We start from the raw sequence: 24776 nt of genomic DNA on the forward strand, positions 1-24776 counted from the left end.
GAGAGATATGCTGTAACTCCGCAGAAATGTACGTATATTCTAGGACCATAAAATAAAATGGTTGTAAAAGCATACCGTTATAGTTTCATAAAATATTAGCAAGATGTATTAGGTGAATATTGATAGAGACGCCTCTTACTGACCAATAGGATTTATCATACGCAAGGGCTTTGTTGCTTAAATCGATGGAACTAAATCAAGAAGCTACGAGCTGATCGGCTACACCCATCAATCATCGTAGTCTCATGCCTAAACCTCGTAACAAAACAAACAACTGGAAACAGTACAACAAAGCGCTAATCAACCGTGGCTCTCTGACCTTTTGGATTGATGAGGAAACGATAGCCGAGTGGAAGCAAAACAAACAAGGTAAACGTGGTAGACCTCGCCGATTCAGCGACTTAGCCATTACCACTGCACTGATGGTGAAACGCGTTTTCTCCATGCCATTGAGAGCACTGCAAGGTTTTCTAGACTCAGTGTTTAAGATTGCTATCCCGCTAGTTTGTCCGCACTACACCTGTATAAGCCGTCGAGCCAAGGAAGTTGAGGTTTCATTTAAAACTAAAACCAGAGGTGCGATACAACACCTCGCCATTGATGCCACTGGCCTCAAGGTTTATGGAGAAGGTGAATGGAAGGTTAAGAAGCATGGTACTGACGGGAAACGTAGGGTTTGGCGTAAGCTGCATATCGCAGTAGATACAAGCACCCACGAAATAGTCGCAGCAGAGCTGAGCTTATCTAACGTAACCGGTGCTGAAGTGCTTCCCAACTTGCTTAAGCAGACACATCGGAAAATCATCGAGATATCAGGCGATGGCGCTTATGACACAAGGAATTGCCATAATGCCATACGGGTCAAGCGAGCGGTTCCGCTTATCCCACCACGAGAAGGGGCAGCTTTCTGGGAGCAAGGACACCCTCGTAATTTAGCAGTAGGTTGTCAGAAGCTCTACGGCTCCAATAAGAAGTGGAAAAAACGCTATGGCTACCATAAGCGCTCGCTATCAGAGACAGCAATGTATCGAGTGAAACAGTTATTAGGTGGGAAATTAAGCCTGAGGAACTACAACGCTCAAGTTGGCGAGCCTTACGCCATGATCAAAGCGCTGAACAAACTTACGAGGCTAGGTATGCCTGAAACTCAGTATATTGTTTAAGAATTAAGCACAATGGAGTAAGTATGTCTTATCTCAGAATTAAGCAACAAAGCCACGTCACTAAGTGTTGGCTCGCTTAACTCAGTTATCTTTAATGCTAGAGAAGACGCTAGATTCAATGCTGTAAGGTAATTGCGGGTTTTGAGGCTGAGCTTTACCTGGCGGTATCTATTGTTTTCAGAAACATTCCAGCGAAAGGAGTAAACACCCGTTTTACTACGCACTAGGTATGTGCATTCACGGATGGTAGAAGGTTTGGAAGAAAATTGTGCCATTGTGCGCTCCATTGTACCTTGGGTAGCTCACATGACCTTGTAAAAACCAAAAAAAGGCCTGATAAATCAGACCTTTTGGAATGTGGCGGTGAGTGAGAGATTCGAACTCTCGATACGTTGCCGTATACACACTTTCCAGGCGTGCTCCTTCAGCCACTCGGACAACTCACCGAATCAAATTGTGGTTAGCATTGTTGGCTAACGAGGCGCTAATTTAATGATTATGTGCCCAACGGTCAAGGCCAAACATGAAAAAAAGCGCTGTTTTTCTGTTGTTTGCTCACTAAGTAACTAAATTGAACAAAACAGTGTCAATCAGATGCCTTGATAGTAGCCAGGGACTCGGAACCAGCGACGGCACATATCTAAAAAGTAGCCATACAAGATACCCATTCCACAAGATACAACCGCATTACTTGCAACAGCTGTAATGATCTGGTCTGTAGATGCACCTACCGCAAGCAGAATACCTGCATACACAGGAGATTGAAAAAGTACGTAAGCGATAAGGTCAGATACATTCTTCATAAATGATGATGGTGAAACTTTATTACCTTGACGTAATACCCAATCACGAAAAACACCATACGGCCATGCAATAGCAATATTAACTGGAATGGACAGTGTACGTGATGCTAGAGACTGTTCAAACGTCATACCTGAAATCAAAATCTCAATAATCATTCCTGTGACAAAGCAAAAAACCACCATAGCAAAGGTATCCGCTGCAGCATTACGAATACAAAATGGTCCACGCGACTTCATTCAACAACCTCTAAAATCAAACACTGTAATTAACAACAAAATACACATGATCAACTGCCATATAGCTAACCATCCAGATTATATCTCCATTAGAGCATACAATTTACAGCTTATGGCTCCATTTTTAAATTAAAGAAGTAAATTAATGACCAAATTTCCGCACAAAAGTAGTTCATTTCACCATTTCGAATATAAAACGGTCTTTTTAGGCAAAAAATGGAGTAAAAAAACAAAAATTCTAGTGCTTTAAGAGAGTTACAAAATGGGTCAACGCCATTTTTCAGAACAAAATGCGGCTTGTTAGATAGGAAATCGTAAAGTTATGCTATTAACTGACAAGAATTCAGAGTTAACTTAACGTGAGAAGCCTTCGAATTACTACCTGATATCGATTTATCGCAAATTGATTGGTAATATGGCCGTAACTGACCAGCCCATTAACAAATGGTATTCTATTTTGAAACTACAAGACATTCTCTCCCTTCCCGAGCTTGATGGAAAATTACTCAATCTGGCTAAAACTCAAGGCTTTGTAACTGCAATGGCATCAGCGCCAAATGTTCTGATGCCACAAGACTGGCTGCCATTCCTTTGGGGCGGAGAAGAAACCGCACCTTTTAGTGATGGAGAACAGCTAGAACAGTACATTGATGAAATTGTTCAGATGTGGAATCAAACTCGTCCGGCGTTACTAGATGGAGCTTGGGAGTGGCCTGAAGGTTGTGCACTGGATGAGCAAGACATCGTAACGGCGACGACTCGTGATTTCTGTGAAGGCGTTTTACAGGGTTGGCAATTAGCCCGCGATGATTGGGAAACACTAATGCCTGAAGACAGTGAAGACAACGCACTGCTTGGTGGCGTTCTGCTTTCTCTTACTATGCTCTATGATCCAGAAACCACCATCGAAACACTAGCAGAACAAGGAATGGAAGGACTGGAGCAATTCGAAGAGATCTTCAACGCCATGCCGGTAATGCTTTGTGGTCTGACTCAGCGTGGCGTCACGTTAGCAGAAGAGCAGTAAGCGCCAGGCACCTGCCAGCGATACGGCACTAATAAAAAGTAAAAAGCTCTCTTCGGAGAGCTTTTTTGATCAACTCAAAATGATATGCGGGATGTAACGCGCCATATCCTGCGTCACTATATTGCTGTCCTCTCTAATTGAAATTCCCGCCGCTTTGTCATTGACTAACCAACTGCCGATTAGAGTATGACTTTGCCCAAACTTGGGTAAAGGATGATACTGCTGAACAATATTTTTCCCAGATCCATAAGGTCCAGGTGTTTTCACTATACGCTGACCTTTTTTAACGATTTCGATATTCGCCCCCTCACGGGAAAAGAGTGGCTTGACTACATAGTCTTGTAAGCTTCCCGCCTCAGGATCATCTGCAAAATACGCGGGTAATAAATTAGGGTGGTTAGGAAAGCGTTGCCAAAGTAGCGGAAGTAAAGCTTTGTTAGAAAGAATGGATTTCCACATCGGTTCCAGCCAGTTAACACGAGCGTCTTTGAGGTAAGCACTATACTCCTCCTCAAACATAAACTCCCACGGGTAAAGCTTAAACATCCAGCGTATTGCCCGGTCATCGGTATCAACAAACGCTCCGTCTTCTGTTACACCAATATCTTCAACGTATACGAAAGCGGTCGACAATCCTGCCTCTCGAGCGCAGTCCTCAAGATATTGCACTGTGCCTTTATCTTCTTCCGTATATTTACAACAGCTAAAATGCAGCGTTTGCCCGGGTTGGAACTTTGCGATTTCAGTAAACCGCTCAATAAGGAAATCTTGCAGTATATTGAACTGATCCGCGCTTTGGTGAATACGCCCTTTATTAACGACATCTTCCAGCCACACCCATTGCCAGAAAGCGGTTTCGAACAGTGACGTTGGCGTATCAGCGTTATTTTCTAATAACTTAGCGGGAGAAGAGCCGTTATAAGCAAAATCCATCCGAGAATAAAGCGATGGCTCTTTACGTTGCCATGAAGAAGCAACTTGTGACCACATTGATTCTGGGATTGCACATTGAGTAAGTAATCGCTCGCTGCGTACCACCTCATCCACAATCTCGAGACACATCTGATGAAGCTCTTCTGTCGGCGCTTCAAGATCTCGTTCAATTTGTTCAAGCGTGAATTGGTAATAAGCAGTCTCGTCCCAATACGGTTGGTCGTACATGGAATGGAATCCAAAACCATACTGGCGAGCTAACTCGCGCCAATTATCTCGCTCTTGGATTTCGCGACGAAACATAGGGCTGGTTATCCACCGTGACTAACTGAAACGGCTTTACCAAATCCACCACGAGACATAGCACGCCCAACCGTACCACCTGCTCGTTGGTTTAATCTGCTCGTAGCGACTTTAGTCGGTTGATTCCGATAAGAACCATAAAACTGCCCGTCCCCGTTATAGTACTTTGATCGATAACGGTACATGGGCTCCGAGTAGTAACTCTTGTTATACCCTTTCATATCGCTAATGGCGCGGCTGAAAAAGAACCCTCCGAGGAAAGGGACATAAGAGTTGTAGCGGTTACTGTGATAACAGTTGTCTTGAGCGAAATCAGTCTCACATTCGTACTCGGTGGTATAACGGGGCGCGTTCTGCTCTGCCCTTTCCATCGCGTCCTTATAAGCGATATCGCATTGTTCGCTAAATTCGGGCTCAGAAGACTTACACTCGTCTGCATCAAGGTAAATTGTCCCTTCAGTCTGCGACTGCTGAGTAGCAAGAAAAAACATCCCCCCAAAGGCAGCAAACGGAATCAGTCGACTCACTTTAAAGCTTTTATCCATAGAAGAACGTTTAACGTCAGAGCTGCGTTTCATTATTCCTCCTAGTAAGTCATACAAGCGGCGTTGAGCATACCGACCGACACCGAGACTGCCGCCAGTACGATACCAGCAGGCAATTCGTTGTTTTCAATCCGTTCAGAGACTTGGGGTATTAATATAAATCGAACAATTCCAAATGCGATTAGCTGCGCTAACAGTGCAACTATTCCCCACAACATGAAATCAATAATACTGACAGAGTTGCTTGCCGCGCCCGCTATTGCCAGGCAATAACCAACTAATGCCCCACTTAAAGCAACGGCTGCCGCCGTATTTTGCTCTTCTTTGATCAAGTGCCATTCGTCGTAAGGTGTTAGCTTGATATAGACGAATTTGAATGCCAGAACGAACACGATCGACACAGAGAAATAGAGTAAGAAATAGGGAAAACCTGCCAACAGGTCGGCGATAATGTCCATTATTTGTCCTTATTCATTTCATTCCATGCAAATTTTTCTATTCGCTCATCTGAAATGTAGAACAGTTTAGTGTTCGGCGGCACTTCGGTACTTAAATCAGGGTTAAGTTCAATACCACTGCCAACATCCAAGGCGATTAGCGTTGCATGATGATGTTTTTTAATAAAGCTAAAGATATTCTCTATCTTAGTCGTCGGTTGCTCTTCAGGATAAACGACGGAATATTGAGTCATCCCACGAGTTGAGGCGAGTAACTCTTGATGAAGAGCACTTGAGCCAGGGTCAACAGCGGCTTTTGCCAGCATCTCGGCACCAACAGCGGGAATACATTCAGCTTTCGGGCAGTGTTGACTCAGTAAACGCCCTAACGCCTCGTCTTTAAAATAGGCGAGTAAGTGTGCATCAGGATTGACTGAAGCACAATAAAGCGCCGCAGAGAGAGTGATATCATCAGAAAGATTATCAACAATGATACAGCTGGCCTCTGTGATGTTGGCATTTTTCATCTCCTGAGAATCGGTATAACTGGTTACGCTGATAAAGTTAATCTCGCCCGGTAACGGGTTTTCAATATCTGAACGACTGCACAAAACGATCGGGCGCTTACCCGCTTCTTCATGCTGTAACATACGGATCAGATGCATTGTTCTTGCCCCGTTCCACCCTAACAAAACGATATGATTTTCCACTCTTACTCTCCGCTTACCGATAATACCCGCGCGCCAATAATCTACTGCTGTCCCCGCAACACGTCCCAATAGCGCAGCGAACAGACTTAGGCCTCCGGGAATAACGAACAACACTACAATCCATTTACCCAAATCTGTAACCGGTGAGTGGTCACCATAGCCAACCGTACTCGCCGTAACCATCAGATAGTAAATGAAGCTGGAAAAGTTACCCGTGAGTTCCTCTTCTCCGGCTAAAACCAACATAGCCCACGATAGGCTGATATAAACAAGGCTAATGATAAGTAGATTGCGGGTGCTTAACTTAAAAAGGTTAGAACTCAACCACCTTTTAACAACCAGCCACACTGCCATAAGTTTCTGTCCCTAATAAAACAACCAAAATCAAAGTAAACTATTGATTATATGATACAAAAAAACCAGCCTTAACTGGCTGGTTTTTGATATTTGTCTTAAGGTAACGCGGAATCTTACGCGTTACCTTTCACCTGCATATTTAACTGTTCCGCAAAATCTAACATGCGGTTGAGCGGGATAAGAGATTTAACACGCAGCGCTTCATCAACAAAGATTTCGTGCTCTTCACCACCTTCACTAAGTGCTTTTTCTATTGCTTTCAGGCCGTTCATTGCCATCCACGGACAGTGTGCACAACTGCGGCATGTCGCGCCAGCGCCCGCTGTCGGAGCCTCGATAAGCTCTTTTTCAGGAACAAGTTGCTGCATCTTGAAGAAGATGCCCTTGTCTGTCGCAACAATCATTTGCTTGTGAGGAAGCTCTTTGGCGGCTTTAATAAGCTGACTCGTCGAACCAACAGCGTCTGCCAGTTCAACCACACTTGCCGGTGATTCTGGGTGAACAAGTATCGCTGCATCAGGATAAACGCTCTTCATCTTACGCAGCGCGTCAGCAGAGAACTCATCATGAACGACACACTCACCTTGCCATAACAGCATGTCTGCACCGGTTTTGTTCGCAATGTATGAACCAAGGTGGCGATCTGGTCCCCAGATAATCGGCTTATCTTCAGCGTCAAGGTGTTCCACGATTTCAAGTGCAATACTTGAAGTTACGACCCAGTCAGCACGCGCTTTTACCGCTGCAGAAGTATTCGCGTAAACCACTACTGTATGGTCAGGATGAGCATCACAGAACTCACTAAATTTATCTGCAGGACACCCGAGATCAAGTGAACATTCTGCTTCCAATGTTGGCATCAGAATACGTTTTTCTGGTGTCAGGATCTTAGCTGACTCACCCATAAAGCGCACGCCACCGATGATCAGTGTACTTGCTGGGTGACGATTACCAAATTTCGCCATTTCTAACGAGTCACCGACAAAACCGCCAGTCTCTTCGGCCAAAGCCTGAATTTCTGGATCCGTGTAGTAGTGTGCGATAAGTACGGCATCCTTTTCTTTAAGCAGCTTTTTAATACGCTCAATATAAGAAGCTTTCTCTTCTTCGCTTAACGGAACTGGTTTTGGAGGGAATGGGTAAACAGTGTCGATTTTATCTAGTATATGGCTCATTGCTCTTGCTCTACGCAACTTCCTTTAATCCGCGTATTGTAACCTTGTTAATTTTTAAAAACCAACCCGTAACGAGGAATAATAGAGGTCTAGCCGTATATCTTTGTTCTAATTGACAGTTCTACTGCATGCACTCAAACAATAAAAAAGGAGCATTACGCTCCTTTTTAATACAACCAACAACGTTTATTACAGCTTAGAGCCAGCGATTTTCGCTGAAGCACTGTCCGGGTATTCATCAACCACTTGTTGATAGAACTTCTTCGCCTGCTCTGCATTATTGTTGCGTTCAGCGATATCGCCTAACTTAACCAGGGCGTCTGCACGCTTGTTAGAGTCTTTATAAGACACCACAGCAGCGAAGCTCTGAGCGGCTTCCTTATCTTGCTTCTTAGCGTAATACAATTGGCCTAACCAATAGTGTGAGTTCGCTGAGTAAGTAGAATCAGGGTAGTCCTTCTGGAACTGCTGGAAGGCAGCAATTGCGCCAGCGTAATCACGCTTTTTGAGAATAAGATCGACGGCATTCTGATAGGCCGTTTGCTCGTCAGCATTGGGAGTGTACTGCCCACCAGTTTCTGCAGGCTGGGCGGTCTCCTGAGTTGCTGGCGTAGACTTCATCTCTCCACGCATGCGGTCAAGCTCAACGAACAACTCTCGTTGACGTTGTAACATTTGCTGCATTTCGTAGTTATTTCTTTCCAACTGACCTCTTAAATCACTGATCTCACGTGACATTTGGTCAATTTGTTCTTGCATCTGCAACTGTAGACGACTGCGAGTTTGTAGCAAGCGCTCTAATCGCTGTACATCCGTTTCGGATGAGCGAACGCCAGATACTGAAGATGTGCTGTTGAGATCGGATACTGGAGCTGGTGCAGCGAACGCAATGCTCGCTGCACTTGCCAGTAACGTAAGCGCAACAGCGCGCTTAGTGTTACTGAACAACATGAGGATTTCCTCGAATTAGTATACTAAAACCGCACGACGGTTTTTAGCGTAAACATCATCTGATTGACCCAGAAGAAGTGGCTTCTCTTCACCGTAGCTAACGATTGAGATTTGGCTTGCCTGAACACCCAGAGCTTGTAGGTAGTTAGCAACCGCTTGTGCACGACGCTCGCCCAGAGCGATGTTGTACTCAGGAGTACCACGCTCATCTGCGTGACCTTCGATAGTAACGCCTAGTGCTGGATTTTTGCTTAGGTAAGAAGCGTGAGCCGCTAGCATTTCTTCGTAATCACCTGCAATTGTTGAGTTATCAAATGCAAAGTAGATTGTCTGAGTTTCACGTAGAGCTTGCTCTTTTAGATCTTGCTCTGATAGCTGACCGTTTTGATCAATAGGTGTTGCCACTGTAGTTTCAACCGCACCGTTTTGGTTAGTAGTCGCAGCGCCAGTGCTTGAAGCTGCGTCGTCGCTTGAACTACAAGCCGTCATTGCCATTACTGGAAGCGCGATTAATAGCCCTTTAAGAACCTTGTTAAGTTGCATCTTATTTTTCCTTTATTAAATCAATCTTAGTATTTAAAAAACGCTAATTATTATAAAAACGGTGACCATGCCGGCGCTCTGACACGCCCGTTTGTTGCTGGTAATCTCGCTTTAAAGCGACCATCAATGGAGACCATAGACAGTACATTTTTCTTATTATAAATCGAGCTATATACAACCATACCACCATTTGGAGCGATACTCGGAGACTCATCAAGCAATGTCTTTGTCAGTATTTGAAGAGCGCCCGTTTCTAAATCTTGTTTCGCCAAGTTGAAACCTGAATCACTGCGATTCACCATCACCAGGAATCGACCATCAGGCGTGATTTGACCACTTAGATTCTGACTACCTTGCCAAGTCAGTCGATTAGTATTGCCGCTGCCCAAATCTACTTGATAAATCTGAGGTTTTCCACCCCTATCCGACGTGAATATCAGTGATTTCCCGTCTGGGTGCCAGAACGGTTCTGTATTATTTGATCTGCCGCGCGTAATTTCTGTGAGCTTGCGAGACTTAAGGTCAAAAGTGTAGACATGTAGCGAGCCCGACTTAGACAGTACCAAAGCTAACTTATTGCCATCTGGTGAGAATTTTGGCGCACCATTATGTCGAGGATACGACGTAATTTTTTCACGCTCACCCGTATAGATGTTCATGACGTAAATTTCTGACTGCCCATTCTGAAAACTTACGTAAGCAAGCTTCTGTCCGTCAGGAGACCATGAAGGTGACATTAACGGCTGTTTTGAGCGAAGAACTAAACGCTCATTAAAACCATCATAATCAGCGACACGCAACTGGTAAGGGAAGCGCTCTTGGTCGTTAACAACGACATAAGCGATACGCGTCATGAAAGCACCACGCTCACCGGTTAATTGCTCGTAAACCAAGTCAGAAATGCGATGTGCGTACTCACGCATACGAGATTCTTTTACCGTTGCGACTTTATTGAATAACACATGGTCCTTAGAAAGCACCAACTCACCGTCGCTGCTTAGTGCCTTACCCTGACCACTGGTCAACTGACCACGCACAACATCCACAAGCTGGTAATTCACAACGTAATCACCCTGTCCGTTTTGGGTAATTGATCCAGTCAGCAACGCATCAACACCAAGACTAGTCCATGAATCAAAATTCACTTCTGATTCATTAAATGGAGTTTGAGGCATCTTGTTGGTTGGTACCGGGCTGAACTTACCGCTACGCTGTAAGTCAGAGGTAATCACAGCGGAAATGTCCGTAGGAAGAGGCGTTGTACCCTCCCACTTAAACGGAACTACCGCTATAGGTCTTGCTGAATCAATACCGTCGGTAATGACCAGCTCCAATGCAGCATTTGCTACATTCGTCATACTGCTTAGCAGTAAAAACAATCCTAGTAAAAGACGTTTAATCACGGCTTATCCCTTATTGTTGTAGTGCGACCGTAAGGTTAATATCCTTAAGCCTATTGTTAACTGTTGAATCGGTTGACATTGGGAAGCTTGACACTTGTGCGATTGCGCTCTTTGCAGCCGCACATACTTTAGAGTCACCAGAAAGCACGTTAACTGACGCAACAATCATGTCAGTCCCCGTAGGAATCAGCTTAATGTTAACTCTACACTCCTTTCCCAATAGGTAGTCATCCTTTAGCAATCGGCTTTGAATAAGCTGAGTATAGATTGCGCTGTAACGGGAGACTTCATCAGCCACAAATTTCCCCTGTGCCTGCTGATTTGCACTAGCTTCACTTTCAAGGCCCGCAAAAATATCATCAAGCGCAGCTTCTTGCTCTTTGCGTTCACGCTCTGCTTTTTCTGCAGCTTCTCGAGCTTTACGTTCGCGTTCTGCAGCGTCTTTCGCGGCCTTTTCTTTCGCTATACGCTCTTGCTCTGCTTTCTGCGCAGCCTCTCGCTCTCGTTTCGCTCGCTCTTCAGCTTCTTTCGCTGCTTTCTCACGTGCTACGCGCTCTTGTTCCGCTTTCGCAACCGCAGCCTCTTTAGCTATACGCTCCTGCTCAGCTTTACGTACGGCCTCTTCTTTAACTTTACGCTCTTGTTCCAGCTTGGCAGCCCGCTCTTTTTCCTTGCGAACACGCTCTTCTTCCGCTTTGCGTTCCTGCTCTTTCTTCTTACGTTCAGCTTCTGCTTCACGAGCCGCTTTAGCATCTTTGGCTTGCTGCTCTTTAAGCTGACGAATCTGCTCTTCCTGAGCTTTACGGTTTTGTTCTAACTGTTCGGCTTCGCGTCTCAGTTTATCAAGACGATCCTGTTCTTTTTTAGCCGCTTTTTCGCGTTGCTGACGAATCTCGTTTGCCTGCTGTTTTACAAGTTTAGGGTCGATAACAACAGCCTGAACCATCTGTCCGGTTGGCTCAGGTTTTGACATGGTAAAATCCGTACCCCAAAGTAATGCAACGACCAAGAGGGCATGCAAACCCACCGAGATCATTATCGGTTTAGTGTACGATTTCGTTCTGTTCTTTTTTTCTTTCATGAATGGTAGACGTCTATTCCCTAATATCGGTCAGGAGCCCTACTTTAGGGATACCAGCACGACTCAATTCATCAAGTAGAAGGACTACCTCGGCATAAGGTGTCGCCGCATCACCACCTACCGCAACAGGCGAATCAGGTTTAAGTGAACGTTCTGCTTTAACGCGGACAATTACGTCTTGCAGCGATAGGCCACGTTGAACGTCTTCGTCGTTGACACTTAGCCCCAAGTTACCATCGCGATCAATTTCGATAATGATAAAACTGCTGTCAGTATCGCCGGCTAGTTCCTGAGCAGGTGTTGCATTCGACGTTTGTGGTAAATCTACGTCCACACCTTGAGTCACAAATGGAGCGGTAGCCATGAAAATGATCAGCAGCACTAACATCACGTCGATATATGGAACAACGTTAATTTCTGCCGTCATTTTTCGCTTTTTAGGTTGGTAACCCGCCATGCTTTATTCCTTATCTGCGCTATCTCGGCCAGCCATTGCCTGGCGGTGAAGAATACTGTGGAATTCTTCAGAGAAAGTCGCGTAAGTATGTTCAAGCTTACTTACTTTGTTGCTTAGGCGGTTGTAAGCCATTACTGCCGGAATCGCAGCAAACAGACCCATTGCAGTCGCGATCAACGCTTCCGCGATACCTGGAGCAACCATTGATAACGTTGCTTGTTTCACTTCGCCCAGCGCAACAAACGCATGCATAATACCCCAAACGGTACCAAACAGGCCGATGTATGGGCTGATAGAACCGACTGTTGCCAGGAATGGCAAACTGGTTTCCAACTCGTCTACTTCGCGCGCTACTGCAACGCGCATTGCACGACCAGTACCTTCCATAATGTATGCAGGAGAGTTGGCGTTACTCTTACGCAGACGAGCAAATTCAGTAAAACCGGCATAGAAGATTTCTTCTGTACCGATGATGTCTTCTTTACGGCTTTTCACTTTTTGATAAAGCTGAGAAAGATCCGTACCTGACCAAAACTTATCTTCAAATGATTCCGCATCTTTTGATGCATGAGAAAGCACTTTACTGCGCTTGATGATCATTGCCCAAGAGGCTATTGACATGCCAAGCAGTGTCAACATCACAAGTTTTACTAGCAGACTTGCTTCAAGAAAGAGGTCTAAAATGGATATATCAGCAGTCACTATTTGTTAGCTCCGAATTAATAAACGCTGGAATAGCTATAGGTTTCATTTTCTTATTATCGATACATGCTACCTTAACAAAGGCCTTGCACAATACGCCACCTTGATCATTGACCAACTCCTGACAGAATTGTAAAGACGCACGTTTTATTTCTGACACTCGGGTGACGACGGTTAAATGATCGTCCAGTTTTGCCCCTTGTTTGAAATCGATATCCATGTGTCGGACAACGAAACCAATATTTTGTTCCAGCAATACTTGTTGAGAGATACCCTTCGCGCGCAACATCTCAGTTCGGGCACGCTCAAAGAATTTGAGATAATTTGAATGATATACAACGCCACCCGCGTCTGTGTCTTCATAGTACACAGTTATCGGCCAGCAGAACGAGTTAGATGTGCCTTGCAAGAGAGTACCAATAAGTTCAATTCTTTAAAGTAGTCACTATAACTGAAGCAAAAGTAATTGACACCGAGTGGAAAGAATATTTTTGATTTTTTCTACAAAAATCAAAGCCAAGCAATATGCTTGGCTTCAATAAGATGATTTGAACAACGACTTTATTTCAACTTGTTTCAAGCTACAGGAAATAAAGCGCCGTTAAGTAAAGCAAGATAGCTAGCGAGAAGTATGGACTGAACAATACTTGCCAGTACCAGTTTCTCGGCTTGAATCCAACGCCAAACACCATACTTGAGCAGACCGCCCAAATGAGTGCTGGTGCAATCACTGCGTTAAAACCACCAATCGCCTGATGATACGCTTCGGGATCCCACATCACCAATCCTACGTGCATAAAGCCGAGGATGAGAGATAAGACTCTTAGCAGAGTCTTATCCATTGGTTCATGTAACTTGGCTATCTTCTCAGCGAGATCACTCACTGTCTTCATCCATCATTTCTGAGTGCTCTAACCAAAGAGCATTGATGATACCGAATGCGCAAGCAAGTAGCACACCTAGAATCCATGCGAAATACCACATAGTAACAGCTCCTTAGTAAAGTGAGTTTTTGTTGTCTTCAATGTACTTGTCATCCAGGCGACCAAACATCTTGTAGTAAGTCCAAGACGTGTAACCAAGGATGATTGGAACCATAACAAAGGCTACGCCTGTCATTAGGTTCAGAGTCAGTTCAGAAGAAGTCGCATCCCACATCGTCAAGCTGTGATTAGGCATTAGGTCTGATGGCATGATGAATGGGAACATCGCAAAACCAGCTGTAAAGATAATACCCGCAACACCCAGACTTGATGTGATGAATGAAATTGCACATTTTTCCAGGCGAGATGCCAAAACAGCAAGAAGTGGCATCGCAACACCCAGAACTGGCGCTGCCCATAGTAGCGGGTAGCTTTCGAAGTTCTTCATCCACGCGCCAGCTTCACGAATAACCTCTTTATTCAGAGGATTAGAAGCCGCATTGGTATCGATACCACCAACAATGACATAGCCTTCGATATTCTGTACCCAAAACCCTGCCACGACAAAAGTCACCACTGTTAACAAACCGGTTAGCTGAGCAACATTTCGTGCACGAGTGTGTACATCGCCAGTCGTTTTCATCTGTAGCCAGCTTGAACCCTGCATAAGGATCATAAACAGGCTTACCAGACCACATAGCAGAGCAAATGGGTTTAGTAGACCAAAGAATGAACCATGGTAAGTAGGCATTAAGAAATCACTTAACTGGAATGGCACGCCTTGTAGAAGGTTACCAAACGCAACACCAAAGATAATTGGTGGAACAAAGCCACTGATTGAGATACAGATATCCCAGGCGTTACGCCACTTTGGATCTTCGATCTTTGAGCGGTAATCCAGACCCAGTGGACGCAACCACAGCGCCGCAAGTGTCAGGATCATTGCCAGATAGAAACCAGAGAACGATGTTGCGTAAACCAACGGCCACGCCGCGAACAATGCACCACCAGCGGTGATAAGCCAAACTTGGTTACCATCCCAGTGAGGAGCAATTGAGTTAATCATTACACGACGTTGTGTGTCGTTTTTACCGATAAAAGGTACAAGCGCGCCTACACCCATATCGAAACCATCTGTTACCGCAAAACCAACTAGCAGAACACCGATCAGTACCCACCAGATGAATCGCAAGATTTCATAATCAAACATCTTGTTGTCTCCTTCCCTTACGCTTCTACTTGGCGACTAACTTTGTCTTCAACAGAGTCAGCATTTTGCTCGAAGTGGTAGCGACCTGTTTTCAGGCTGCTTGGTCCTTTGCGAGCAAATTTCACCATCAGGTAAACTTCTGCAATCAGGAATACCGTGTAAAGCGCCAGAATCGCGAATAGTGACGTCCAAATTTGACCAGCTGTCAGTGCTGAAGCCGCAACGTGTACCGGTAGAATTTCACCAACCGCCCAAGGCTGACGACCATATTCCGCAACAAACCAACCGGCTTCGATAGCAATCCATGGTAGTGGAATACTAAACAGTGCAGCTTTAAGCAGCCATTGTTTCTGCGTAATTTTCTGACGGCAGGTCTGGATAAACGCCATACCGAAAACAAACAGCATAATGAAACCACAAGCAACCATGATACGGAATGACCAGAATAGAGGCCATACAGTTGGGATAGAGTCATCAGCAGCTGCCTGAATTTGCTCTTCCGTCGCATCAACAACGTTTTCTGTGTAGCGTTTCAGTAGTAAGCCGTAGCCAAGGTCACCCTTAACTTCATCAAATTCTGCCATGTTGGCATCAGACTTATCACCCGCACGCAGCTTCTCTAGCAGCTCATAGGCATACATACCGGTACGGATTCGTTCAACGTGTTCGTCACGCAGATCGCGCAGACCCGTAACTTCTTCATCAATAGAACGAGTTGCGATGATACCCATTACGTAAGGGATCTTGATCGCGTAGTCAGTATGCATCTCTTCCTGGTTAGGAATACCGAATAGAGTGAATGCCGCTGGTGCTGGCTCAGTGTGCCACTCTGCTTCTACAGCAGCCAGTTTCACTTTCTGAACTTCACCAAGCTCGTAACCAGATTCATCACCCAGTACGATAGTCGACAATATTGCAGCCATACCGAAAGAAGCAGCAATAGCAAACGAACGGCGAGCAAACGCAACATCACGACCTTTCAGTAGATAGTATGAGCTGATGCCTAGAACAAACATTGCGCCACAGGTGTAGCCAGAAGCGACCGTGTGAACGAACTTAACCTGAGCTACCGGGTTAAACACAACCTCAGCAAAACTCACCATTTCCATTCGCATGGTTTCGAAGTTGAACTCTGCGCCTACTGGGTTTTGCATCCAGCCGTTTGCAATAAGAATCCAAAGCGCTGAGAAGTTAGAACCCAGAGCAACCAACCAGGTTACCGCTAAGTGTTGACGTTTAGATAGTCGATCCCACCCGAAGAAGAACAGACCAACAAAGGTAGACTCCAGGAAGAAAGCGACAAGTGCTTCAATCGCTAGTGGCGCGCCGAAGATATCGCCTACATAGTGAGAGTAATACGACCAGTTAGTACCAAACTGGAATTCCATGGTAAGGCCGGTGGCCACACCAAGTGCAAAGTTAATACCAAACAGCTTACCCCAGAACTTGGTCATGTCCTTATAGATTTGCTTGTTCGTCATTACGTACAACGACTCCATAATGGCCAATAAAAAAGCCATACCAAGGGTCAATGGTACGAATAGGAAGTGATACATCGCAGTCAGTGCAAACTGCAACCGCGATAGATCAACTACGTCAATCATGGTAACTCCTATGTGTCGGCTGAATGACACTCTCTACATATTACAATCCGTAATCAAGTGTTATTCACACTTGAAATATGTTGAATTGTCACAACTTTTTGTTGCGAAAATGTACTTCGTTAGTTAGTTAATTGTTAAGCATCAGCTAATATAGCTGGAGCTAATATTACTTGTAAAAGCAGATTGTTTCAAAAGATTTATAGCTGAATAACGCTTTGATGCACATCAATGTTTATGCGCCGAATTTGAACAAAAATCCATCAGTTTGATTTAGATCAAACCGCATTAGGCGAGAATGTTAATGAAGGGTAATCAGAAGAAATATTAAACAGTTGCAGCTGTACATTGACTTAACAATCAACGCTTATCTGTTACTTTTTGGGATTGTAAGGAAATTGAAAAAATGTGACATTGATCACCAAACAAAAAGGCTGAACATTTTGTCCAGCCCTCTGAGTTCTATTTATCAATACCAAAATGAAGGTAAGCACGATCAGTCGCTATTCTTCCGCGCGGTGTGCGTTGTAAATAACCTTGCTGGATGAGATAAGGTTCTAGAACGTCTTCTATTGTGTCTTTCTCTTCACCAATTGCGGCAGCCATGTTGTCTAGTCCGACAGGTCCTCCACCAAACTTCTCCATAATTGCTAAAAGAAGTTTACGGTCCATGTAGTCAAAGCCCTGAGCATCAACATCAAGCATGTTAAGCGCCCTGTCTGCCACGTCAGCACAGATATGACCATTACCTTTTACTTCGGCATAATCCCGTACACGTCGCAGTAAACGGTTTGCGATACGCGGAGTACCTCGGGCACGACGTGCAACTTCTAACGCCCCCTCGGGATCCATAGAAAGGCCCAAACAGTTCGCACTGCGCTGGACGATATCCTGGAGATCTTTAATTTTGTAAAACTCAAGGCGCTGAGTAATACCAAAACGGTCTCGAAGTGGCGATGTCAGTGAACCAGCACGCGTCGTTGCACCAATTAAGGTGAACGGCGGTAAATCGATTTTAATTGAACGGGCAGCCGGTCCCTCACCAATCATAATGTCCAGCTGGTAGTCTTCCATCGCAGGATAAAGCACCTCTTCAACCATAGGGCTTAAGCGGTGAATCTCATCGATAAAAAGAACGTCGTTTTCTTCTAAATTAGTCAGCAACGCCGCTAAGTCACCTGCTTTTTCCAACACCGGGCCGGAGGTAGTTCGGATATTCACCTCCATCTCATTAGCTACGATGTTAGCAAGTGTGGTTTTACCTAACCCCGGAGGACCAAATATAAGAAGGTGGTCTAAGGCTTCACTGCGCAGCTGCGCCGCCTTAATGAAAATTTCCATCTGATCACGTACGTGATCCTGCCCTTGATAATCTTCGAGCTTCTTAGGACGGATTGCGCGGTCGATAACGTCTTCGTCACGAAACGCCGGATTTTCTGGAGCGATTAAACGATCGGCTTCAATCATGTTGTTACCTTGAGGAAATGGTTACCTTGAGACTGCCTTTACACCATTGACTTTAGCGCTTCGCGGATCAGCTGCTCGCTGCTCATATCCGGTTTAGCTATCTGTGCAACGACTTTAGATGCTTGTGTTGGCTTATAACCAAGAGCAAGAAGCGCGCTGACTGCTTCATCTTCAGCGTTGTTTGAAGCCGCGACACCCGAGTCTGCCGGAGCTGCATCTGTAAATGGCGTAAATAAGTCGCCAGCTCCCCACCCTTTCAGGCGGTCTTTCATTTCAACAACCAGACGTTCTGCAGTTTTCTTACCAACACCCGGCAGCTTAACCAGTGTAGATACATCTTCACGTTCCACACAGGTAACAAACTGGCTTGCCGTCATACCAGAAAGAATACCCAAGCCTAGTTTAGGACCAACACCGTTTGCTTTGATCACTTCACGGAACAAAGCGCGCTCTTTTACAGTGTTGAAGCCATAAAGTAACTGTGCATCTTCACGGACAACAAAATGAGTATAAATGATGGCTTCTTCGCCGAGATTTGGCAGCTCGTAAAAACAACTCATTGGCATCTGTACTTCATAACCTATGCCGTTAACTTCTATTAAAACTTCAGGTGGTTGCTTTTCAAGCAAGATGCCGCGAAGACGTCCAATCACGATAAATACTCTTTGGAAATGAATTTGCGACAGGATAATAAAGAACTGGATAGACATCCAGTTCTTTATTCAGAAAGGCTAGATTTTTGAGACAACTTGATCAAGCTGCAGGGTAAGATTGCGTACCGCGACCACTTGAACACTCAGCTCGGTACCATATTGAGTCACAGTTTCCGCAATAGATTTAGTGTTTACCACACCATTAGCCACTTCACTGCTCGCTTCAGCCAGTTCTTTTAACGCAGTCATTTGAGTCGTCATTATGCTCGATAGGCTTTGCACATCATGAGAGATAGTGGTGACTTGTTGAATGATGTTATTCATCCGCTCAGTACTTGAAGTTACCACGCTTTGTCCATGTTTCACTTCTTGTTCACTGCGTTCAAGCAAATTACGAATTTCAACCGCCGACTGGCTACTTTTAGCCGAAAGCTCGCGGACCTGATCGGCAACAACGGCGAAGCCTCTGCCATGTTCTCCCGCGCGAGCGGCTTCAATTGCCGCATTCAGTGCCAGCAAGTTCGTCTGTTCCGCGACAGAAGTAATCAAATCTGCGACTTTCATAATCTCTTCATGGCTTGTAATGATTTGGCCGATCGCTTGGGTCGAGTGCTCTAAAAGCTCGGAGCTTTTCTCTGCTTGTTGATGAACGTCTTCACTTTTTTCGCGGAGCTCTTCAACGAACTTACTTGACTCCTCAATCCCACTTGCCATGTGATGCACTTGCTGGCTCATCTGCTCCGCAGCGCTGGCTTGAGACTCACTGTTGAGATTGAGCGATGTCACTTGCTTGTCCAGTTGTGAGGATTGCGCATCGAGCACTTGCGACACTTGTTTGAGTTCGGTGGAATTTTGATTCGCTTGCGCTAATACTTCCGCTAAGTACCGTTCACCTTGTGTCGCCTTTTGAGCAACCAACTCACTCTCAATTTTAGCTTGCTCAGCGCTGTCAATCGCAATGTCTCGCTGTCTCACTGTAAAGGCTTGTGCAATACATATCACCAACAGCGGCAACACGGTACCTGACCAAATCTCTACTCGCTGTGCAGATTCTGAAAGGTTTAATTGGGGGAAGTTAAAACCGGATACATGTTGATAAGTCATCCCAGCAGAAACCGCTATCACGGCTGCACTCCATGACATGGCCATCATGCGTGTACCTGACAAAAAGAAGGCAACAACAAGTAGAGGTAACCAAAAGGTTTGTGTAGACACTACAATCCCGCCAGTCTGATAAACGATGTTGAGTGCATGAACCGTCATCCCTACAAAACCAAGGTTGAGTGATAATGCAGGCTGTTTAAACCACTTAAGACTGAATGCTGAAAGCAATTCGAGTGCGATAAGGATTACTGAGGTAAAGATCAGACTGTCGTGCCCATGTTTGGACCATTTAACCAGGCTATAAATCCCGACTAGAAAAGCAATAAATGTAAACAGGTAAAGAATGTCTGCTTGACGTTGTTGCGCCTTCGTCCATTGAGTTTCGCGCGGCAAAAATGCACTGCGCCACAGCGTTGCTGGGTTCATGTTCAATCTTCCTTGATTGATTTCTTATTAGAGTCAAAAGTCTAACCATTATAAACATTTAACATATTAACAACAACGCAAACATCTAAACGTATTTGATATATCTCACTTTTATTATAATCGTACGATTAACGGTAACGCCCTTTTCGTGCGCTGGTCGCCTTTCCAGCCAGAGCCACCAGCGTTTTGTTAGTATTGGCGTGACAGATCGCCACACCCAATGCATCGGCTGCATCGGCTTGTGGTTTTGCCGGCAGTTTTAACATCTGCTGAACCATATGCTGAACCTGAGCTTTATCCGCGCCACCCGTTCCAACAACAGCTTGCTTTATCAGACGCGCAGCGTACTCATAAACGGGCAAATCTGAATTTACCGCAGCTACAATTGCACTTCCCCGTGCCTGACCCAGCTTCAAAGCAGAGTCCGCATTCTTCGCCATAAAGACTTGTTCAATAGCAAAGACATCCGGTTGAAACTGAGTGATGATTTCCGACACACCTGCGTAGATTTGTTTTAACCTACCCGGAAGTTCTTTTTCGGAGGTACGAATACAACCACTACCAAGATAGTGCAGATGGCGGCCTTGTTGGCGAATGACACCGTAACCGGTAATGCGAGAACCGGGGTCAATGCCCAAAATTATTGACATGAAGTTTCCTGCTAAACAACTATCTGTGTACATTAAAACAAAAACTCCCGCATATGCGGGAGTTTTCTTTAACAGATTTGCACTTACTCTGCGTCTTTTTCTTTCGCTACTGTCACTGCAACTGCTAGCTCTTCTAGCGCTGCTGGGTTTGCAACGCTTGGAGCGTCTGTCAATAGACACGCTGCTGCGGTAGTTTTCGGGAACGCGATAACATCACGGATGTTTTCAGTACCACAAAGCAGCATCACTAGACGGTCAAGACCGAATGCAAGACCTGCGTGTGGAGGCGTACCGAATTTCAGCGCGTCCAACAGGAAGCCGAATTTTAGTCGCTGCTCGTCTGCCTCGATACCCAGAATATCGAATACCGCCGCTTGCATTTCTGCGTTGTGAATACGAACAGAACCACCACCTACTTCGTAGCCGTTCAGAACCATATCGTATGCGTTTGAGTTTGCTGCCGCCGGGTTCGCTTTCAGCTCTTCCGCATTAACACCTAGAGGCGATGTGAATGGGTGGTGCATCGCGTGCAGGTTGCCTTCGTCATCTTCTTCGAACATCGGGAAGTCAACAACCCATAGTGGTGCCCATGCTGATTCATCTGTTAGCTCTAAGTCTTTACCTAGTTTCAGACGTAGCGCACCCATTGCTTCTGCAACAATGCCTGCTTTGTCTGCACCAAACAGAATGATGTCGCCAGACTCAGCTTCAGTGCGCTCAAGAATGCCGTTGATCACTTCTTCGTTTAGGAACTTAGCCACTGGAGACTGAATACCTTCTACGCCTGCAGCACGGTCGTTAACCTTCATCCAAGCCAGACCTTTCGCGCCGTAGATACCTACGAATTCAGCGTAGCCGTCGATTTGCTTACGAGTCAGAGACGCGCCGCCTGGAACACGGATAACTGCAACGCGGCCTTTCTCGTCGTTAGCTGGACCAGAGAAGACTTTAAAGTCTACGTCTTTAACTAGGTCCGCAACGTCCATTAGCTCTAGAGGGTTACGCAAGTCAGGTTTGTCAGAGCCGAAACGACGAATCGCTTCGCTAAATGGCATTACTGGGAACTGACCCAAGTCTACGTTTAGTAGCTCTTGCCACATATCGCGAACCATTTTCTCAGTTACTTCACGTACTTGATCAGCCGTCATGAATGACGTTTCGATATCGATCTGAGTGAATTCTGGTTGACGGTCTGCACGTAAATCTTCGTCACGGAAACACTTAACGATTTGGTAGTAACGGTCGAAACCAGACATCATCAGTAGCTGTTTGAATAGCTGTGGTGACTGAGGAAGCGCGTAAAAGCTGCCTTTGTGAACACGGCTTGGTACCAAGTAGTCACGAGCACCTTCTGGCGTTGCTTTAGTTAGTACTGGCGTTTCGATATCTAGGAAACCGTTGTCATCTAGGAAACGACGCACAAAGCTTGACGCTTTAGCACGTAGCTTGATGCGGTCACTCATTTCAGGGCGACGCAGATCAAGATAGCGGTACTTTAGACGCTGTTCTTCTGAGTTTTTCTGATTGAAGTCTAGAGGCAAAACGTCGCTGCGGTTGATGATCTCAAGACCTTTTGCCAGGATCTCAACTTCACCTGTCGCCATATCTTTGTTCACTTGGCTGTCTGGACGAACGCGAACTTCACCTGTAAGTTTGATACAGAATTCATTACGAAGTGTGTTAGCTACTTCATACGCATCTGCCATATCTGGATCTACAACTACCTGAACGATGCCTTCGCGATCTCGCATATCGATAAAAATAAGACCGCCTAAATCACGGCGACGGTTAACCCAGCCGCAAAGTTCTACAGTTTGTCCTGCAAGGGACTTGTTCAGGTGACCACAGTAATGGGTACGCATAATGAAATTCCCAATCTCTCAAATATTGTTGACTACGTTCTGTCAGCTTCATTGCCAAGCAGAGTAAAAATTCATTTATACGCTGAAAGTCTTTGAAAATCGACTATTCAACGTACAATTAAGTGTGTTTTATCATTCATTGGTGCTTTTTAGAACAACAACTGTTCAAAACCGCATCAAAGCGAAAAATTGGCGCTAATTATAACTTGAAATTACCTATTTCAGCAAAACTCTCGTAAAGTGAGCGCTGGATTTAAGATAAAGAAGAATAATGGATAATTTACCCCTTCGTCTCGGATTAACCATGTGGTCACACAACCTTTGGCAGCAAAGCTTTTATGGCAGTGGCACTAAACCAGCAGAGCGTCTGGAAAAGTATGCGCAGGTATTCCACACGGTAGAAGGTAATACTACGTTTTACGCTACGCCAACCATTCACACAGTACAAAACTGGAAGGCAGCAACACACGATAAGTTCAAGTTTACTTTTAAACTGCCTAAAGCTATTACCCATGAACAGATGCTCAGAGGTTGTGATGAGCAGTTACGAGACTTCATGAAAATCATGGAACCTCTTCATGAACGTGTTGGACAGTGGACAATCCAATTGCCTGCGGCGTTTGGCCCGGAACATCTCGATAGGTTGAAAAAGTTTTGCGCCAGCTTTCCACCTAACTTTCCACTTGGCGTAGAAGTACGTCATATGGCATTTTTCTCCAAAGGTGACGATGAACGAGCGCTCAATCAATGGTTGGTAGAAAATGGTATCGACAGAATAATTATGGACAGCCGCCCCCTGTTCTCAGCTAAAACGAGCGCTGCTAAGCCAAATAACGAAGCCATTATTGATGCACAGATGAAAAAACCCAAAGTTCCTGTTCACGCCATTGCGACTGCATCACACCCTATGGTTCGCTTTATTGGTCATCCCGAAGAGCAACAGAATTATGACTTTTTCAATCCGTGGTTAAGTAAACTGCCGCAGTGGATTGAAGAAGGTAAGCAGCCCTATGTGATGATCCACACTGCCGATAATATTATTGCTCCCGAACTGGCGGCTAATCTGTATAAGAATATACAAAAGCGCATTACACTCCCTGATTTAGCGCCCTTCCCTGCCAATGATGGCAACACGCAGTTGCAGATGTTCTGACGCAACCCAAAGCAATACATGACAGTGGCGCAAATTTCTCATAAAATACGCGCCTTTTTTAATGCCTGACGTTTTTGAAGACTAGGCTAATAGTTTTTTGAAGGCGAATCGCCCCGTCAGCTTGTAAACAGAGATTTGGTTATGAACCCTAAGAGCAATCCAGATACTATTTTTTCGGCTCCAATCGATAAAATTGGGGATTTCACCTTTGACGAACGTGTAGCGGAAGTTTTTCCGGACATGATTCAGCGCTCAGTACCGGGCTACAGTAACATTATTTCTGCAATCGGCATGCTGGCTGAACGCTTTGTTAAACCTCATAGCAATATCTATGATCTTGGCTGCTCTTTAGGTGCGGCAACGCTGTCGATGCGTCGCCATATCAAACAAGAAGGCTGCCAGATCATTGCCGTTGATAACTCACCAGCCATGGTCGAACGCTGTAAGCTCCACGTAAACGCTTACCGTAGCGACACGCCTGTAAACGTTGTTGAAGCAGACATTCGTGATATTGAGATAGATAACGCTTCGGTCGTGGTTCTGAACTTCACACTACAGTTCCTCTCTCCGGAAGATCGCTATGTGTTGCTAGAGAAAATTTACGCAGGGCTGCGTCCGGGCGGCATCCTGATTCTGTCGGAAAAATTTGTGTTTGAAGACGAAGTATCTAATGAGCTATTGATTGACCTTCACCACGACTTTAAACGTGCAAACGGCTATAGCGAACTGGAAATAAGTCAAAAACGCAGCGCGATTGAAAATGTAATGCGCCCGGATTCTAAGAAAGACCACAAAGAGCGTTTCGCGAAAATCGGCTTCTCCAGCTATGACGTCTGGTTCCAGTGCTTTAACTTCGGCTCTATGTTTGCGATTAAATAGAGCTGGTGACTAAAACACCGT

The 24776-nt window shown here is 45.2% G+C and carries 26 protein-coding genes and 1 tRNA gene; 4 read left to right on the forward strand and 23 right to left on the reverse strand.

Features of this window, described 5'->3' with window-relative positions; translation table 11 throughout:
* Positions 1-245: 245 nt before the first annotated feature.
* Complete coding sequence (locus KHN79_RS08780; RefSeq protein ID WP_182008431.1) at positions 246-1163, forward strand: IS5 family transposase; 918 nt, start codon at positions 246-248, stop codon at positions 1161-1163.
* Positions 1164-1521: 358 nt separating this feature from the next.
* Here the strand turns inward: KHN79_RS08780 and KHN79_RS08785 are convergent.
* Positions 1522-1609: transfer RNA gene (locus tag KHN79_RS08785), tRNA-Ser, on the reverse strand.
* Between the two features lie 144 nt (positions 1610-1753).
* Positions 1754-2203: an L-alanine exporter AlaE gene (locus tag KHN79_RS08790; protein WP_176291262.1), complete on the reverse strand. Its 450-nt coding sequence runs from the start codon at positions 2201-2203 to the stop codon at positions 1754-1756.
* 415 nt (positions 2204-2618) lie between these two features.
* Between KHN79_RS08790 and KHN79_RS08795 the strand changes: the two genes are divergently transcribed.
* The gene (locus tag KHN79_RS08795) at positions 2619-3230 is read left to right on the forward strand and encodes a YecA family protein (RefSeq protein WP_182008432.1); all 612 of its coding nucleotides are present in this window, start codon (positions 2619-2621) and stop codon (positions 3228-3230) included.
* A 69-nt stretch (positions 3231-3299) separates the two neighbouring features.
* On the opposite strand, the gene KHN79_RS08800 is transcribed toward KHN79_RS08795, so the two are convergent.
* The 21 genes from KHN79_RS08800 to aspS all read right to left on the reverse strand — a co-directional run bounded on the left by KHN79_RS08800 (position 3300) and on the right by aspS (position 22723).
* Complete coding sequence (locus tag KHN79_RS08800) at positions 3300-4466, reverse strand: glutathionylspermidine synthase family protein (protein WP_182008433.1); 1167 nt, start codon at positions 4464-4466, stop codon at positions 3300-3302.
* An 8-nt stretch (positions 4467-4474) separates the two neighbouring features.
* Positions 4475-5044 carry a DUF1190 domain-containing protein gene (locus KHN79_RS08805; RefSeq protein WP_182008434.1) on the reverse strand — a complete coding sequence of 190 codons (570 nt, stop codon included), beginning with the start codon at positions 5042-5044 and terminating at the stop codon, positions 4475-4477.
* 8 nt (positions 5045-5052) lie between these two features.
* Positions 5053-5469: a DUF350 domain-containing protein gene (locus tag KHN79_RS08810; protein ID WP_182008435.1), complete on the reverse strand. Its 417-nt coding sequence runs from the start codon at positions 5467-5469 to the stop codon at positions 5053-5055.
* Positions 5469-6512: a potassium channel family protein gene (locus KHN79_RS08815; RefSeq protein ID WP_182008436.1), complete on the reverse strand. Its 1044-nt coding sequence runs from the start codon at positions 6510-6512 to the stop codon at positions 5469-5471. The genes KHN79_RS08810 and KHN79_RS08815 overlap by 1 nt, the downstream gene beginning before the upstream one ends.
* A gap of 116 nt (positions 6513-6628) precedes the next feature.
* The gene (nadA, locus tag KHN79_RS08820) at positions 6629-7690 is read right to left on the reverse strand and encodes a quinolinate synthase NadA (RefSeq protein ID WP_182008437.1); all 1062 of its coding nucleotides are present in this window, start codon (positions 7688-7690) and stop codon (positions 6629-6631) included.
* 189 nt (positions 7691-7879) lie between these two features.
* The gene (gene ybgF, locus KHN79_RS08825; RefSeq protein WP_182008882.1) at positions 7880-8638 is read right to left on the reverse strand and encodes a tol-pal system protein YbgF; all 759 of its coding nucleotides are present in this window, start codon (positions 8636-8638) and stop codon (positions 7880-7882) included.
* Positions 8639-8656: 18 nt separating this feature from the next.
* A complete protein-coding gene (gene pal / locus KHN79_RS08830) occupies positions 8657-9184 on the reverse strand; it encodes a peptidoglycan-associated lipoprotein Pal (protein ID WP_182008438.1) in 528 nt (175 codons plus the stop codon).
* A 50-nt stretch (positions 9185-9234) separates the two neighbouring features.
* The gene (gene tolB, locus KHN79_RS08835) at positions 9235-10587 is read right to left on the reverse strand and encodes a Tol-Pal system beta propeller repeat protein TolB (RefSeq protein WP_182008439.1); all 1353 of its coding nucleotides are present in this window, start codon (positions 10585-10587) and stop codon (positions 9235-9237) included.
* Between the two features lie 10 nt (positions 10588-10597).
* Complete coding sequence (tolA, locus tag KHN79_RS08840; RefSeq protein ID WP_182008440.1) at positions 10598-11668, reverse strand: cell envelope integrity protein TolA; 1071 nt, start codon at positions 11666-11668, stop codon at positions 10598-10600.
* Positions 11669-11681: 13 nt separating this feature from the next.
* Complete coding sequence (locus KHN79_RS08845) at positions 11682-12125, reverse strand: ExbD/TolR family protein (protein ID WP_182008441.1); 444 nt, start codon at positions 12123-12125, stop codon at positions 11682-11684.
* Between the two features lie 3 nt (positions 12126-12128).
* Positions 12129-12827, reverse strand: a complete 699-nt coding sequence (tolQ, locus tag KHN79_RS08850) for a protein TolQ (RefSeq protein WP_182008442.1) — start codon at positions 12825-12827, stop codon at positions 12129-12131.
* Entirely contained in the window at positions 12817-13236 is a 420-nt protein-coding gene (gene ybgC, locus KHN79_RS08855) for a tol-pal system-associated acyl-CoA thioesterase (protein WP_182008443.1), read from the reverse strand. The genes tolQ and ybgC overlap by 11 nt, the downstream gene beginning before the upstream one ends.
* A gap of 172 nt (positions 13237-13408) precedes the next feature.
* A complete protein-coding gene (gene ybgE / locus KHN79_RS08860; RefSeq protein ID WP_182008883.1) occupies positions 13409-13711 on the reverse strand; it encodes a cyd operon protein YbgE in 303 nt (100 codons plus the stop codon).
* Entirely contained in the window at positions 13704-13811 is a 108-nt protein-coding gene (cydX, locus tag KHN79_RS08865) for a cytochrome bd-I oxidase subunit CydX (protein WP_006075291.1), read from the reverse strand. Before cydX ends, ybgE begins: the two co-directional genes overlap by 8 nt.
* A 12-nt stretch (positions 13812-13823) precedes the next feature.
* The gene (gene cydB / locus KHN79_RS08870) at positions 13824-14960 is read right to left on the reverse strand and encodes a cytochrome d ubiquinol oxidase subunit II (protein WP_182008444.1); all 1137 of its coding nucleotides are present in this window, start codon (positions 14958-14960) and stop codon (positions 13824-13826) included.
* Between the two features lie 17 nt (positions 14961-14977).
* A complete protein-coding gene (gene cydA / locus KHN79_RS08875; protein ID WP_182008445.1) occupies positions 14978-16564 on the reverse strand; it encodes a cytochrome ubiquinol oxidase subunit I in 1587 nt (528 codons plus the stop codon).
* 459 nt (positions 16565-17023) lie between these two features.
* Positions 17024-18028: a Holliday junction branch migration DNA helicase RuvB gene (ruvB, locus tag KHN79_RS08880; protein WP_182008446.1), complete on the reverse strand. Its 1005-nt coding sequence runs from the start codon at positions 18026-18028 to the stop codon at positions 17024-17026.
* Between the two features lie 38 nt (positions 18029-18066).
* A complete protein-coding gene (ruvA, locus tag KHN79_RS08885) occupies positions 18067-18681 on the reverse strand; it encodes a Holliday junction branch migration protein RuvA (RefSeq protein WP_182008884.1) in 615 nt (204 codons plus the stop codon).
* Positions 18682-18759: 78 nt separating this feature from the next.
* Positions 18760-20211, reverse strand: coding sequence for a methyl-accepting chemotaxis protein (locus tag KHN79_RS08890; RefSeq protein WP_182008447.1), 1452 nt, complete (start codon positions 20209-20211; stop codon positions 18760-18762).
* 128 nt (positions 20212-20339) lie between these two features.
* Positions 20340-20861, reverse strand: a complete 522-nt coding sequence (ruvC, locus tag KHN79_RS08895; RefSeq protein WP_182008448.1) for a crossover junction endodeoxyribonuclease RuvC — start codon at positions 20859-20861, stop codon at positions 20340-20342.
* Positions 20862-20944: 83 nt separating this feature from the next.
* Entirely contained in the window at positions 20945-22723 is a 1779-nt protein-coding gene (aspS, locus tag KHN79_RS08900) for an aspartate--tRNA ligase (protein WP_182008449.1), read from the reverse strand.
* A gap of 271 nt (positions 22724-22994) precedes the next feature.
* Between aspS and KHN79_RS08905 the strand changes: the two genes are divergently transcribed.
* Both KHN79_RS08905 and cmoA read left to right on the forward strand, forming a co-directional pair.
* Complete coding sequence (locus tag KHN79_RS08905; protein WP_182008450.1) at positions 22995-23876, forward strand: DUF72 domain-containing protein; 882 nt, start codon at positions 22995-22997, stop codon at positions 23874-23876.
* 141 nt (positions 23877-24017) lie between these two features.
* Entirely contained in the window at positions 24018-24755 is a 738-nt protein-coding gene (cmoA, locus tag KHN79_RS08910) for a carboxy-S-adenosyl-L-methionine synthase CmoA (protein ID WP_182008451.1), read from the forward strand.
* Positions 24756-24776 lie beyond the last annotated feature (21 nt).

Source organism: Vibrio sp. B1FLJ16 (genome assembly GCF_905175385.1).
Classification (GTDB): domain Bacteria; phylum Pseudomonadota; class Gammaproteobacteria; order Enterobacterales; family Vibrionaceae; genus Vibrio.